This is a genomic window from Curtobacterium sp. VKM Ac-1393 (genome assembly GCF_015350995.1).
Lineage (GTDB): Bacteria > Actinomycetota > Actinomycetes > Actinomycetales > Microbacteriaceae > Curtobacterium.
Genome location: NZ_JADKRW010000006.1, coordinates 327,482 through 340,019 on the forward strand (window position 1 = coordinate 327,482; position 12,538 = coordinate 340,019).

Genomic DNA, 12,538 nt, shown 5'->3' on the forward strand with positions numbered 1-12,538 from the left:
CGAGGTCAGGCCAGATCGCGGCCCTCGCCGGCGGCCTTCTGGTCGGCCTCGGCCTCGGCCTGGCCGATGATGTCCTCGGCGGGCACCGGGTTCAGGCGGTCCCAGAGGAAGAACAGCAGGCCGCCAACGAGCATCGACAGTCCGACCCACAGGTTGATGTGGATGCCGCCGGTCTTCTCGGGGTCGGTGTCCCAGTGCACGATGCCGACGATCGTCACGATGACGCCGTAGAGCACGAACAGGCCGCCGAGGATGCGGCGCAGGTCGAGACGACGGGTGGAGCGGACGAGGGCGGCCTTCTGCTCCTCGGTCATCGCGCCGGGGGTGGTGGTGTCACTCATGGGAGATCTCCTTCGCGGATCAGAGGAACGGGAGGTACAGGACGACACAGAGGATCAGGGCGACCGTGCCGAGCAGCGCCGGCGAGCGGTACCACGCGGTGTCGGTCGCGACGGAGTCACTGTGCAGGTCGATCTTGCCGATGCCGTAGACCAGGCCCCCGAGCTCCTTCTCGTCCTTCGGCTTCGTGACCATCGACACGACGAACCCGACGACCAGGACGGTCACGAACGAGATGATCGCGCCGTACAGGGTCTCGGCGGTCGCGGTGGCGAACAGGTCCGGGTTCACGAGGTACGCGATCCAGGTGATCGACGGCGTGACGATGCCGAGGACGTAGCCCCACAGCGCGCCGGCGGTGGTCATCCGCTTCCAGAGCAGTCCGAGGATGAACACGGCGAACAGCGGTGCGTTGAAGAACGAGAACAGCGTCTGCATGTACGTCATGATGTTCGACGCCTGAGCCGCGATGAAGGCGGTCGCGATGCCGACGAGGACACCGGCGACGGTGACCCAGCGACCGGTCTTCAGGTAGTGGATGTCGGGCATGTTCGGCTTGATGTAGCGCTGCCAGATGTCGTACGTGAACACGGTGTTGAACGACGACACGTTGGCGGCCATGCCGGCCATGAACGACGCCAGCAGCCCGGTCACCGCGACGCCGAGCACGCCGGTCGGCAGGTACATCTGGATGAGCTTCGGGATCGCGTCGTTGTAGGTGAGCGAGCCGTCGGCGAACTGGTTGCCGACGACCGCCGCGGCGATGAGGCCGGGGATCACGACGATGGCCGGGATGAAGAGCTTCGGGATGGCGGCGATGAGCGGGGTCCGACGGGCAGCAGACATGTTCTTCGCCGAGAACGCACGCTGCACCTCGGTGAAGTTGGTGGTCCAGTAGCCGAAGCCGAGGACGAAGCCCAGGCCGAGGACGATCGCGAGCCAGTTGGCGCCGATCGGGTTCGTCACGTCGCCGAAGCCGGTGCCGGCCCAGGCCTGCAGGTGCTGCACGCCCTGGGTCTCGGTGATCGCCTTGCTGAGTCCGTCCCAGCCCCCGACGCGGTGCAGGCCGACGATCGTCAGCGGGATGAGCCCCGCGATGATCACGAAGAACTGCATGACCTCGTTGTAGATCGCGCTGGAGAGCCCGCCGAGGGTGATGTAGACGAGCACGAAGCCGGCGGACACGACGATCGCCAGCCACTCCGGCCAGCCGAGCATCGCCTCGATGACGATCGCCATCGCGTAGAGGTTGATGCCGGCGATGAGCACGTTCGACACCGCGAACGCGATCGCGTTCACCAGGTGCGGGGCCTTGCCGAACCGGCGGAGCATGAACTCCGGTACCGAACGGACCTTGGACCCGTAGTAGAAGGGCATCATCACGAGCCCGAGGAACACCATGGCCGGCACCGCGCCGACCAGGTAGTAGTGCAGGGTCGCCATGCCGATCTGGGCCCCGTTGGCGGCCATGCCGAGGATCTCGGTCGCGCCGAGGTTCGCGGACACGAAGGCCAGGCCCGTGATCCACGCCGGCATCGAGCGCCCGGACAGGAAGAAGTCCATGCTCGTCCGGACCTGTTTGCGGGCGGTGAACCCGATCCCGATGACGACCGCGAAGTACACGATGATCATCAGGTAGTCGACCCAGCCCAAGTCGAGCCGGATCCCTTCGTTCGCTGCAGCGAGAACCATTCAACATCTCCACGTCGGTGTGTTGCAGTCGACAACTCCGCCGACCCGGACGGAGACGTTACACCGAATTGTGACCGTTCACATAGCCGAGGCATGTGTTCGCCGGCGGCACCCCTCGGCCCGCGATCGCTAGGCTCGCCCCATGACCGACCAGGCGCGCATCCTCGTCCTCAACGGACCGAACCTCGACATCCTCGGGCGGCGCGACCCGGAGCAGTACGGCACCGTGACGCTCGCCGAGATCGAAGCGATCGTGCACACCGAGGCGGCCGTGCACGGGCTGGACGCCGACTTCCGGCAGACGAACCGCGAGGGCGAACTGGTCGAGTGGCTGCACGAGGCCCTGGACGACTTCGCCGCCGTGGTCATCAACCCCGCGGCCTACGCGCACACCTCGGTCGCGCTGCACGACGCTGTCGAAGCGCTGTCCGTCCCCGTCGTCGAGGTGCACCTGTCGAACACGTGGAAGCGCGAGCCCTTCCGGCACGTCGACCACGTCGCCACCGCTGCGACCGCGGTGATCGCCGGTGCGGGCGCCGACGGCTACCGCCTGGCGGTCGCGCACGTCGCGTCCCTCATCGCCTGACGCGTCCGGACTCGGCCGGTCCGCGCCCCGCCGAGGTTCCACGACCTGCCGTCTGCGTGTCGCCGAGGTTCCACAGCGGGACGTCGGCGGCTCCGAGGTTCCGAGATCTTGGAACCTCGGGGCAAGCGAGCGGGGACCCCCGGGGCGCGGCTCAGAAGTCGGCGGGGCGCCGCACCTCGGTCAGGCCGGCGGTGGCGAAGCCCCCGCGGATGATCGGGATCGCCCGACGCACGGCCTGGTCGATGCGGAGTTCGAGGTCGACGTTGCCGATGTCGTAGCCGCCCTCGCGCTTGGTGAAGTCACGCTCGTTGCCGAACACCCCGATCGGCAGCGTCGTCGACTGGAAGAACCCGAACAGCGGGCGCATCTGGTGCTCGACGAGCAGGGCGTGGCGGTCGCTGCCACCCGTGGCGGTCAGCAGGACCGGGGTGTCGACGAGGTCGTACTGCCCGATCCAGTCGAAGAACAGCTTGAACGCGCCCGAGTACGCGGCACGGAACGCCGGGCTGCCGACGACCAGCACGTCGGCGGCCTCGACGGTCTCGAGTGCGGCGCGGGTGCGCTCGGACATCGCCTCGCGTGACGTCGCCGCTCCGAGGTCGGCCAGCAGCGGTCCGATCTCGATCGTCTCGGTGCGGGCGCCCTCGATCTCCTGCCCGAGGCGCGCCACGGTGGCGGCGACCAGGGTGGACGTCCGCGAGGGGTCCGAGGGGCTACCGCTGACGCCGACGACCAGTTCTCCACTCATGCGGTCGATGCTCACACGCCTGCCGCCGGGGCGGTCGTCGTGTGACGACATGTGTCGGGTGCCAGGCCACACGGGTACCGTCCCGCGGCATGCAGACGTTCTTGCCGTACGCCGACTTCCGGGCCTCGGCCGAGGTCCTCGACGACCGGCGTCTCGGCAAGCAGCGCGTCGAGACCCTGCAGGTGATGCGGGCGCTGACGCTGCCGGGGTACGGCTGGCAGCACCACCCGGTCACCGCGATGTGGCGTGGCTACCGTCCGGCACTGATGGCCTACCAGGAGGCGACGTGCCGCGTGTGGCTCGAGCGTGGGCACGTGGACACGTGCCTGGAGAAGACCCTGCTGGACCTCGGGCGGGTGCCGGAGGACCTGGCGGCGTACGAGCGTGGCGATCCCGCCGTGGAACGACGACGAGGCGTTGCACGAGTCCCACCGCTCGAAGCTGGTGCAGAAAGCACCGGAGCACTACCGCGGGCTGTTCCCGGCCGCACCCGACGACCTCGACTACGTCTGGCCGGGCACACCGGACACCCAGCGCGCCCCGACCGCACGCGTCACGCCACCGGCGTCCACCGCCCACCATCGCGGCGCGTGACGACGTCGGACCGGACCTCGACCAGGTCGCGGAGGCCGTGCACGGTCGCGTCGCGGACGACCACGGCCGTCGCGTCGTCCTCGGACTCGAACCGGACGACCGCACACGGGACGCCGCGCAGCAGCCGGACGTCCTGCGCCTCGACCACGGCGTGCTCTGCGACCAGGCGGGCCGCCGCGGGCAGGACGGCGTCGGGAGTCGTGCCGGGGGCGAGCGCGCCGATCGCCAGGGTCACGCGGTACGAGGGCATGCCCCGACGGTAGCGGGATCGGACGACACCGGAGCCCGCCGTGGGCTGCAGGGGATCTGACGTCGCACAGGGGGTCGACGTCGGGCTCACGGCGGGTCGCGGTGTGTGGCGGGACGCGACGACAGGGGAACGTCGCGCCCCGCTCCGGATGTCGGTCAGGGGTACCGGCATCCGGTCTGGGGCGCCGCCCGGCTCACTGGAGGAGTCGGGCGGCGTCGGACCTCAAGGGTGTTCGGTGTCCTCTCGGTACCGGTCCGTCTCGATCGGTGCGGGCATCGATCGTCGAGCGGCGGCGGGTCGGATCATGGGGAGCAGGGCGCTCCCGACGGTCGCGAGGGCTCCGACGGCGGCGATCAGCCCGAGTGGGGCGGTGCCGAGGTCGTGCTGCGCAGCCAGGGCGAGCGCGACGAGCGTCGCCGGCGCGGGCAGGAGCTGCACCGCGCGGAAGCGGTCGTCCTGTCGCGTCCGGGTCGTCATCACGTTTGCCATGTGGACACTCTGACGCAGATTCCGTGTCCGCAGAAGGGGGGACACGACCCCACTCATGGAGTAGAACGTCTAGTACACCAGAATGACGACGCCTCAGCCGAGTGCGCGGACGGTGGTCACGGCGGCCGCGACCGCCCCGACGACGACCGGCACGTCGTCGGCACCGAGGGCCCCGTCGAACGTCAGCCGCAGCGCCGTCCGTGCGACCTCGTCCGGGATCCCCAGCGCGGTGAGCACGTGCGACGCCTCGGTGCTGCCGGCCGCGCAGGCGCTGCCCGACGAGGACACGACGTCCCGCTGCTCCAGCTCGAGGAGCACGGTCTCGCCGTTCACCCCGGGGAAGCAGAACGACGCGTGCCCGGGCAATCGGTGCTCGCGGGACCCGGTGACGAACGCCCCAGGGACGGCGGCGAGCACCCCGTCGAGCACGGCGTCGCGAGTGGCGGTCGCAGCGGCCGACGCCGCGGACACGGACGCGAGCTCGAGCGCCGTCGCGACGGCGACGGCCCCGGCGACGTCCTCGGTGCCGGAGCGACGGCCCCGCTCCTGTCCCCCACCGTGCAGCAGCGGCTCGACGCGGACGCCCGACCGGACGACGAGCACCCCGGTGCCCTTCGGAGCCCCGAGCTTGTGCCCGGACAGCGACAGTGCGTCGACCCCCAGGACGTCGAGCCCGATCGGCAGCCACGGCGCGGACTGCACGGCGTCGGTGTGGAACCGCGCGCCGAACTCGTGCGCGACGGCGGCGAGCGCCGCGACGTCCTGCACCGTGCCGATCTCGTTGTCGGCGTGCGCGATCGACACGAGGGTGGTGTCCGGACGGAGCGCCTCGCGCAGCACCACCGGGTCCACCAGGCCGTCGGGACCGACCGGCAGCACCGTGACGGCGAAGTCGTGGAACCGCGCCAGGTACGCGCAGCTCTCGAGCACGGCCTCGTGCTCGATCGAGCTCGTGACGACGTGGCGACCGCGCGGTGTGGCGAGGGCGATCCCCTTCACCGCGGTGTTCGCACCCTCGGTCCCCCCGGTGGTGAAGACGACCTCGGCGGGCCGGCAGCCGAGCACCCGCGCGACGGACGCCCGTGCGGCGGCGAGTCCCCGTGCGGCCTCGTCCCCGACACCGTGCGTCGACGACGGGTTGCCGAAGACCCCGGTCAGGTAGGGCCACATCGCCTCGAGCACCTCACGACGCACGGGGGTCGTGGCGGCGCGGTCCAGGTAGAACACGGTCAGGAACCCGCAGCCACCGCGACGTCGATGTCCAGCCCGAGGTCGAGTGCCCGGGCCGAGTGCGTGAGCGCCCCGACCGAGATGACGTCGACCCCGGTCGCGGCGATCGCGGCGACGGTCTCCAGGGACACCCCGCCCGAGGCCTCGACGAGCGCACGCCCGGCGACGATGCCGACGCCCGTCTCGAGCTCCGCCGGCGTGAAGTTGTCGAGCATGATCGTGTCGACGCCCGCGGCGACGACGGGCTCGATCTGGTCGATGCGGTCCACCTCGACCTCGACGTGCACGGTGTGCCCGAGCCGCTGCCGGGCAGTGGTGATCGCGTCCCCGATGCCGATCCCGCTGGCGAGCAGGACGGCCAGGTGGTTGTCCTTCGCGAGCACCGCGTCGGACAACGAGGTCCGGTGGTTGTGCCCGCCGCCGCAGCGCACGGCGTACCGCTCGATCGCGCGGAGGCCCGGGGTGGTCTTCCGGGTGTCGACGATCCGCGCAGAGGTGCCCGCAGCCGCCGCGACGTGCGCAGCGGTCACGGTGGCGATGCCGGACATGCGCTGCACCAGGTTGAGCGCCACCCGCTCGGCACGGAGCACCGAACGTGCCGACCCGGTCACGGTGGCGAGCGTGTCGCCCGCGGCGAACGAGGCGCCCTCGGCAGCGTGCACGGTCGCCCGGATCGACGGGTCGACCGCGTGCATGACCGCCACGACCACCGACCCGCCGCTCAGCACACCGGGTTCGCGGGCCGCGAGCGTCGCCGTCGCGGTCGTCTCGGCAGGGATGAGCGTCTCGCTGGTGACGTCGCCCCACGGCGCGTCCTCTTCCAGCGCGGTCTCGATCACGCGGCGCAGTGCGTGCGGCGGGATGGTGCCGGGGTCGATGGTCATGCGGGAACCTCCTGGGGGACGGCGATGTGTCGAGTGATCGTCTCGGCGACCCAGGCGTACGACGCCGGGGCTGCAGGATCGGTGTCGGGGTGGTCGGTGCGGGCGTGGGCGCCGCGGGACTCGGTGCGGGTCTCGGCGGCGAGCGCCACGAGCCGGGCGAGATCGAGCAGCGCGCGGTCCTCGTGCTCGCGCACGCCGCCCGTGACCGGTGCGGTGAGCGCGTCGAGGTCGCGCCGTGCGCTCGCCAGTCCGGTGGCGTCGCGCAGCAGACCGACGCGGTCCGTCATGACGGACTGGACCGCCTGCCGGACGTGGGTGGACCCGTCACGGTGATCCGGGCCTCCCGTCAGGCCTGGCCGGGAGGCCCGTGGGACGTCCGCCGCTCGGGGCACGCTGGTCACGTGGAGCGCTGCGTCCCCGCGCAGGCGGAGCAGGCCGGGTCGCGGTCCGGCGACCGCGTCCGCTGCGCGGACCGCGAAGACGAGTCCTTCGAGCAGGGAGTTCGAGGCGAGGCGGTTCGCACCGTGGACGCCGGTGCAGGCGGCCTCGCCGATCGCGAGGAGTCCTGGCAGGCTCGTGCGCCCCTCGGCGTCGGTGGCGATGCCGCCCATCGAGTAGTGGGCCGCCGGGGACACCGGCACCCCTTCTCGCCCCCAGTCGAAGCCGGCAGCGCGGGTGGCGCGGGTGAGTCCGGGGAACCGACGTGCGAGGAAGTCGGCGCCGAGCGCGGTGGCGTCGAGGAGCACGGGTGCTCCGCCCTGGTCGCGGACGGCGGCGGCGATGCCACGGGCGACGACGTCGCGCGGAGCGAGTTCGGCGTCCGGGTGCACCGTCGTCATGAAGCGGCGTCCGCGCGCGTCGCGGAGCACCGCGCCCTCGCCGCGGACGGCCTCGGAGACGAGCCCGCCGTCCGGCACCGCGAGGCGGGTCGGGTGGAACTGGACGAACTCCAGGTCCGCGACCACCGCCCCCGCACGCCAGGCGGCGGCCACGCCGTCCCCCGTCGCGACGAGCGGGTTGGTGGTCTCGCGGTAGAGGTGCCCCGCTCCCCCGGAGGCGATCACGACGGCGTCGGCGTCGATCCGTCGGGGTTCGCCGAGCAGGTCGAGGACGTCGATCCCGACCACGGCGCCGCCCCGGACGACCAGGTCGGTCAGGCACGTGCGTTCGAGGATGGTGACGTGCTGCCGGTGCAGGGCGTCGACGAGGGTGCGCTCGATGGCGGCACCGGTCGCGTCACCGTCGGCGTGCACGACGCGCCAGCGGCCGTGTGCGGCCTCACGCCCACGGGCCAGGTCGTCGCCGTGGCGGTCGAGGCTCGCCGCGTCGGTCGTGCGGTCGAAGGGCACGCCGAGGGCGAGCAGGTCGCGGACCCGTGCGGGGCCGTCGGTGCACAGGACCTCCACCGCGCGGGCGTCGGCGCTGCCGGCCGCGGCGACGTGGGTGTCGGACTGGTGCAGCGTCGCCGTGTCGTCGGCGCCGAGCGCCACCGCGACGCCGCCCTGGGCGTACGCCGTCGCGCTGTCGGCGAGGGCGCCCTTCGTCACCAGTGTGACGTCGTGGACGGCGCTGGCGCGGATCGCTGCGGTCAGCCCGGCGATGCCGGAGCCGACGATGACGACGTGCACGGTGGTCTCCCTGGGTCGGTCGGGTGCGGGGCTCGGGCTCGGGCTCGGGCTCGGGCTCGGGGCTCGGGCTCGGGGCTCAGCCGCGGGGCTTGGCCGCGAGCATGCGCTCGAGCGCGACCCTGGCGTCGGCCTGCACCTCGGCGGGGACGACGATCTCGTTGAGCACCTCGCCGCGCATGAGTGCCTCGAGCACCCACGCGAGGTAGCCGGGGTGGATCCGGTACATCGTCGAGCACGGGCAGACGACCGGGTCGAGGCAGAAGATCGTGTGCTGCGGGTACTCGGCGGCGAGCCGGTTCACCATGTTGATCTCGGTGCCGATCGCGAAGGTCGTGGGCTCGGTGGCGGCGGCGACGGTCTTCCGGATCAGGTCGGTGCTGCCGGCGTGGTCGGCGGCGTCGACGACGGCCATCGGGCACTCCGGGTGGACGATGACCTGCACGCCGGGGTGCTCGCGGCGGGCCTGGTCGATCTGGTCGACGGTGAAGCGGCGGTGCACCGAGCAGAAGCCGTGCCAGAGCACGACCTTGGCGTCCTGCAGGGTCTGCTCGTCGTTGCCGCCGAGGGCCTTGCGCGGGTTCCACATCGGCATCAGGTCGGTGCTGATCCCCATGGCCTTGGCGGTGTTGCGGCCGAGGTGCTGGTCGGGGAAGAACAGCACGCGCTGCCCGCGTTCGAACGCCCACTCGAGCACCGTCGCGGCGTTCGAGCTGGTGCAGACGATGCCGCCGTTGCGCCCGCAGAAGGCCTTGAGGTCGGCAGCGGAGTTCATGTAGGTGACCGGGATGACCGGCACACGGCCGTCGGCGTCGGGCTCGGTGCCGTACACGGCGGCGAGCTCGGCCCAGGCGGCCTCGACGCTGTCGATGTCGGCCATGTCCGCCATCGAGCAGCCCGCGGCCAGGTTCGGCAGGATGACGCGCTGGTCGTCACGGGCCAGGATGTCGGCGGTCTCGGCCATGAAGTGCACGCCGCAGAACACGATGGCCTCGGCGTCGGGCTTCGTCAGCGCGGCGTTGGCGAGCTGGAACGAGTCGCCGAGGAAGTCCGCGTGCCGGACGACCTCGTCACGCTGGTAGAAGTGCCCGAGGACGACGACCCGGTCGCCGAGGGTCGCCTTCGCCCGCTCGATGCGCTCGTGCAGCTCGTCGGTCGGCGTGGTCTTGTACTCGTCCGGCAGCACGCCCTGTCGCGGGGCTGTCGTCGGGATGACGTCGGTCATCGACGACCCCGGGCCGTACCCGGGCCGCGAGTCGAAGTCCCACGTGGGCAGGGCGAGGTCGGGCGTGCAGGTGCTGCCGTCGGCCTTGCCGTTCGAGATGAGGTCGATGGTCGTCGCGATGGACACGGTGGTTCCTATCGGTTCTGCGGTCGTGTGCCCTGCTGCAGCGGGCCGTTGTCCGCGTAGGCCAGGTCGGGGTTCGAGCGGTACAGCCGGGCCGGACGGTGCCGGTCCCCACTCGTGGTCTCGTCGGTCGGCAGGATCGCGTCGGTCTTCTCGACCTGTCGACGGAAGTTCGCGGGGTCGAGCGCGCGCCCGAGCACCGCCTCGTACACCCCGCGCAGCTCGGCGAGGGTGAACCGGTCCCCCAGGAACGCCTGGGCGATCCGGGAGTACGACATCTTGGTGCGGAGTCGCCAGAGCGCGTACTCGACGATGCGGTCGTGGTCGAAGGCGAGCGGCGGGTGCTCGTCGGCCAGGAACCAGCGGACGTTCCAGTCGTCCGGCACCACGTTCGCCTCGTCCGGGTGCACCAGCGCCCAGTAGACGATGGACACCACCCGGCTCGGGGAGCGTCCGACGTCGCCGAACGCGTAGAGCTGCTCGAGGTACCGCGGCTGCACGTTCGTCGTCTCGCGCAGGCGGGCCGCGGCGGAGTCCTCGAGCCCCTCGTCGTCACCGACCCAGCCGCCGGGCAACGCCCACGACCCCTCGAACGGCTCGGCCACCCGGCGCACGAGCGGCATCCAGAGCGCCGGCGCCCCGGTGTCGGGGTGCGGGCGCAGTGCGACGATCACGGTGGAGACCGCGACGCGGATGCCTGGCTCGTCCATGGTGGACCTTCGTGTCAATGTGACCCGAAGTGTTCGGGTTGCGATGACACTATCACCGGCCGTCACGAACCGGAAACAGATTGTCACGCGGCCGAAAACTCCCGGGGTCCCCGCGTGGATACGGTGAGCGACATGACGACGGTGACGAGGATGCATGCCGTGGTGTCGGGGACCGTCCAGGGGGTCGGCTTCCGGTACTGGACCGCACGGAAGGCCGACGGGCTCGACCTGGTCGGGTACGCCAGGAACCTGTGGGACGGCACCGTCGAGGTCGAGGCCGAGGGGCCCTCGGTCGCGGTGGAGACGCTGATGGAGTGCCTGCGGAGCGGTCCCCCGTCGGCCACCGTGACCGACGTCGAGCTCCGCCCCGTCGTGCCGCACGGCGACGCCGACGGGTTCGCGATCCTGCACTGACCGGGTCACCCGGACTGTTCACCTGCGGATGTCGGTGCGGAGCGGAATAATCGAATCCACTCAGGCGGTTGCCCTGTCTGCGCGTTCCGCGCCCCCTCGTTCCACCAGTCGTGATCCACCAGGAGCCCCCGCATGACCCAGGCCGTCGATTCCGCCCCCCGCACGGGAAGCGTCTCGCAGCCGAACGCTGCCGAGACCCGACTCGTGATCGGGCTGCTGCTCGTCTCCGCGTTCGTCGTCATCCTCAACGAGACGATCATGGGCGTGGCGCTGCCGCGGCTCATGGACGACCTCGACATCAGTGCGGCGACGGGGCAGTGGTTGACCACCGGCTTCCTGCTCACGATGGCGGTCGTCATCCCGATCACCGGCTTCCTGCTGCAGCGCTTCAACACCCGCCCGGTGTTCGTCTGGGCGATGGGCCTGTTCTCCGTCGGCACGCTGATCGCGCTGCTCGCACCGGGCTTCACGCTCCTGCTGATCGGCCGCATCGTCCAGGCGAGCGGGACGGCGATCATGATGCCGCTCCTGATGACGACCGTGCTCACCCTCGTCGACCCCGCCCACCGCGGCCGGATCATGGGGAACATCTCGATCGTCATCTCGGTCGCGCCGGCGATCGGCCCGACGATCTCGGGGCTCATCCTCAACGCGTTCTCGTGGCGCTGGCTGTTCGGCTTCGTCCTGCCGATCGCGATCGCCGCGCTCATCCTCGGCATGGTGAAGGTCCGCAACGTCTCGACGCCGCGCCGGGCACCGCTCGACGTGTTCTCGGTGATCCTGTCCGCGTTCGCGTTCGGTGGGATCGTCTACGGCCTGTCCAGCATCGGCGAGGCCGGCACGACCGGCCTGGCCGTCCCGGTCACCGCGCTCGTCGTCGGTGCCGTCGCCCTGACGGCGTTCATCATCCGGCAGACCCGCCTGCAGCGCACCGACAGTGCGCTGCTCGACCTGCGCACCTTCCAGACCCGCGGGTTCACCGTGCCGATCGTCGCGATGGCGCTGAGCTTCATGGCGATGTTCGGCACGCTCATCCTGCTGCCGATCTACCTCGAGCGCGTGCTCGGGCTCGAGGTCCTGCAGGTCGGCCTGCTCCTGCTGCCCGGCGGTCTGCTCATGGGTCTGCTCTCCCCGATCGTCGGCCGCGTCTACGACCGTCGTGGGCCCCGCGTGCTGCTCATCCCCGGCTCCATCATCGTCAGCGCGGTGCTGTGGGCGCTCTCCACGGTCGGCGTGGACACCAGCGTCTGGTTCGTCCTCGGTGCCCACGTCGTGCTGAGCATCGGCCTGGCACTGACCTTCACGCCGCTGTTCACCGCGGCGCTCGGCGGGCTGCCCCCGAAGCTCTACTCGCACGGCAGCGCGGTGCTCGGCACGGCGCAGCAGCTCGCCGGCGCCGCCGGCACCGCCCTGTTCGTCACGCTCCTGACGATCGGCGCCGCCACCGCAGCGACCGACGCGGGTGCCGGAGCCGTGGCTGCCGCGACCGCCTCGGGCGTGCAGACCGCGTTCCTGGTCGGCGCCGTGATCTCGCTGTTCGGCATCCTGGCGTCGGTGTTCGTCACCCGCCCGGTGGTCCCCGAGGGCGCGCCGACCCCGCCGCCCGCACACTGACCGCAGCGCCGCCCA

Annotated in this window: 14 protein-coding genes and 1 pseudogene; 5 read left to right on the forward strand and 10 right to left on the reverse strand. The window is 71.4% G+C overall.

Features of this window, described 5'->3' with window-relative positions; translation table 11 throughout:
* Positions 1 to 5: 5 nt before the first annotated feature.
* Together ITJ59_RS15165 and ITJ59_RS15170 are read right to left on the reverse strand one after the other, a co-directional pair.
* Complete coding sequence (locus tag ITJ59_RS15165; protein WP_194652116.1) at positions 6 to 341, reverse strand: hypothetical protein; 336 nt, start codon at positions 339 to 341, stop codon at positions 6 to 8.
* A 19-nt stretch (positions 342 to 360) separates the two neighbouring features.
* Positions 361 to 2,031 (reverse strand): sodium:solute symporter family protein, encoded by a 1,671-nt coding sequence (locus ITJ59_RS15170; RefSeq protein ID WP_194652117.1) that lies wholly within the window; start codon positions 2,029 to 2,031, stop codon positions 361 to 363.
* A 142-nt stretch (positions 2,032 to 2,173) separates the two neighbouring features.
* Here ITJ59_RS15170 and aroQ point away from each other — a divergent pair, with 142 nt between their 5' ends.
* Positions 2,174 to 2,617, forward strand: a complete 444-nt coding sequence (aroQ, locus tag ITJ59_RS15175; protein WP_194652118.1) for a type II 3-dehydroquinate dehydratase — start codon at positions 2,174 to 2,176, stop codon at positions 2,615 to 2,617.
* Positions 2,618 to 2,768: 151 nt separating this feature from the next.
* Here aroQ and ITJ59_RS15180 read toward each other — a convergent pair whose 3' ends face one another.
* Positions 2,769 to 3,365 (reverse strand): NAD(P)H-dependent oxidoreductase, encoded by a 597-nt coding sequence (locus ITJ59_RS15180; protein ID WP_194652119.1) that lies wholly within the window; start codon positions 3,363 to 3,365, stop codon positions 2,769 to 2,771.
* Between the two features lie 89 nt (positions 3,366 to 3,454).
* Here ITJ59_RS15180 and ITJ59_RS19215 point away from each other — a divergent pair.
* Together ITJ59_RS19215 and ITJ59_RS19220 are read left to right on the forward strand one after the other, a co-directional pair.
* Positions 3,455 to 3,670, forward strand: a pseudogene (locus tag ITJ59_RS19215) (MSMEG_6728 family protein); the annotation flags it as partial.
* Between the two features lie 79 nt (positions 3,671 to 3,749).
* Positions 3,750 to 3,959: a hypothetical protein gene (locus ITJ59_RS19220; RefSeq protein ID WP_228511652.1), complete on the forward strand. Its 210-nt coding sequence runs from the start codon at positions 3,750 to 3,752 to the stop codon at positions 3,957 to 3,959.
* On the opposite strand, the gene ITJ59_RS15190 is transcribed toward ITJ59_RS19220, so the two are convergent.
* The 7 genes from ITJ59_RS15190 to ITJ59_RS15220 form a co-directional block, all read right to left on the reverse strand.
* Positions 3,919 to 4,209, reverse strand: a complete 291-nt coding sequence (locus tag ITJ59_RS15190; RefSeq protein WP_194652120.1) for a hypothetical protein — start codon at positions 4,207 to 4,209, stop codon at positions 3,919 to 3,921. The two genes, ITJ59_RS19220 and ITJ59_RS15190, sit on opposite strands and share 41 nt — an antisense overlap.
* A 222-nt stretch (positions 4,210 to 4,431) precedes the next feature.
* Complete coding sequence (locus ITJ59_RS15195) at positions 4,432 to 4,698, reverse strand: hypothetical protein (RefSeq protein ID WP_194652121.1); 267 nt, start codon at positions 4,696 to 4,698, stop codon at positions 4,432 to 4,434.
* 93 nt (positions 4,699 to 4,791) lie between these two features.
* Positions 4,792 to 5,925 carry a cysteine desulfurase family protein gene (locus ITJ59_RS15200; protein ID WP_194652122.1) on the reverse strand — a complete coding sequence of 378 codons (1,134 nt, stop codon included), beginning with the start codon at positions 5,923 to 5,925 and terminating at the stop codon, positions 4,792 to 4,794.
* 2 nt (positions 5,926 to 5,927) lie between these two features.
* Positions 5,928 to 6,812, reverse strand: coding sequence for a carboxylating nicotinate-nucleotide diphosphorylase (gene nadC / locus ITJ59_RS15205; RefSeq protein WP_194652123.1), 885 nt, complete (start codon positions 6,810 to 6,812; stop codon positions 5,928 to 5,930).
* A complete protein-coding gene (locus tag ITJ59_RS19685; protein WP_194652124.1) occupies positions 6,809 to 8,440 on the reverse strand; it encodes an L-aspartate oxidase in 1,632 nt (543 codons plus the stop codon). The genes nadC and ITJ59_RS19685 overlap by 4 nt, the downstream gene beginning before the upstream one ends.
* A gap of 76 nt (positions 8,441 to 8,516) precedes the next feature.
* Positions 8,517 to 9,788 (reverse strand): quinolinate synthase NadA, encoded by a 1,272-nt coding sequence (gene nadA, locus ITJ59_RS15215; RefSeq protein ID WP_194652125.1) that lies wholly within the window; start codon positions 9,786 to 9,788, stop codon positions 8,517 to 8,519.
* An 8-nt stretch (positions 9,789 to 9,796) separates the two neighbouring features.
* On the reverse strand, positions 9,797 to 10,495 hold the full coding sequence (locus tag ITJ59_RS15220; RefSeq protein ID WP_194652126.1) for an NUDIX hydrolase: 699 nt from the start codon (positions 10,493 to 10,495) through the stop codon (positions 9,797 to 9,799).
* Positions 10,496 to 10,627: 132 nt separating this feature from the next.
* On the opposite strand from ITJ59_RS15220, the gene ITJ59_RS15225 reads away from it, so the two are divergent.
* Complete coding sequence (locus ITJ59_RS15225) at positions 10,628 to 10,909, forward strand: acylphosphatase (protein ID WP_228511574.1); 282 nt, start codon at positions 10,628 to 10,630, stop codon at positions 10,907 to 10,909.
* A 132-nt stretch (positions 10,910 to 11,041) separates the two neighbouring features.
* Positions 11,042 to 12,523, forward strand: coding sequence for an MDR family MFS transporter (locus ITJ59_RS15230; RefSeq protein WP_194652127.1), 1,482 nt, complete (start codon positions 11,042 to 11,044; stop codon positions 12,521 to 12,523).
* The last annotated feature ends 15 nt before the right edge of the window (positions 12,524 to 12,538 follow it).

What these genes read in the sequence shown, in the direction of transcription:
- ITJ59_RS15165 (WP_194652116.1), bottom strand. Translation starts at nt 341, where the DNA reads ATGAGTGACACCACCACCCCCGGCGCGATGACCGAGGAGCAGAAGGCC.
- ITJ59_RS15170 (WP_194652117.1), bottom strand. Translation starts at nt 2,031, where the DNA reads ATGGTTCTCGCTGCAGCGAACGAAGGGATCCGGCTCGACTTGGGCTGG.
- aroQ (WP_194652118.1), top strand. Translation starts at nt 2,174, where the DNA reads ATGACCGACCAGGCGCGCATCCTCGTCCTCAACGGACCGAACCTCGAC.
- ITJ59_RS15180 (WP_194652119.1), bottom strand. Translation starts at nt 3,365, where the DNA reads ATGAGTGGAGAACTGGTCGTCGGCGTCAGCGGTAGCCCCTCGGACCCC.
- ITJ59_RS15190 (WP_194652120.1), bottom strand. Translation starts at nt 4,209, where the DNA reads ATGCCCTCGTACCGCGTGACCCTGGCGATCGGCGCGCTCGCCCCCGGC.
- ITJ59_RS15195 (WP_194652121.1), bottom strand. Translation starts at nt 4,698, where the DNA reads ATGGCAAACGTGATGACGACCCGGACGCGACAGGACGACCGCTTCCGC.
- nadC (WP_194652123.1), bottom strand. Translation starts at nt 6,812, where the DNA reads ATGACCATCGACCCCGGCACCATCCCGCCGCACGCACTGCGCCGCGTG.
- ITJ59_RS15220 (WP_194652126.1), bottom strand. Translation starts at nt 10,495, where the DNA reads ATGGACGAGCCAGGCATCCGCGTCGCGGTCTCCACCGTGATCGTCGCA.
- ITJ59_RS15225 (WP_228511574.1), top strand. Translation starts at nt 10,628, where the DNA reads ATGACGACGGTGACGAGGATGCATGCCGTGGTGTCGGGGACCGTCCAG.
- ITJ59_RS15230 (WP_194652127.1), top strand. Translation starts at nt 11,042, where the DNA reads ATGACCCAGGCCGTCGATTCCGCCCCCCGCACGGGAAGCGTCTCGCAG.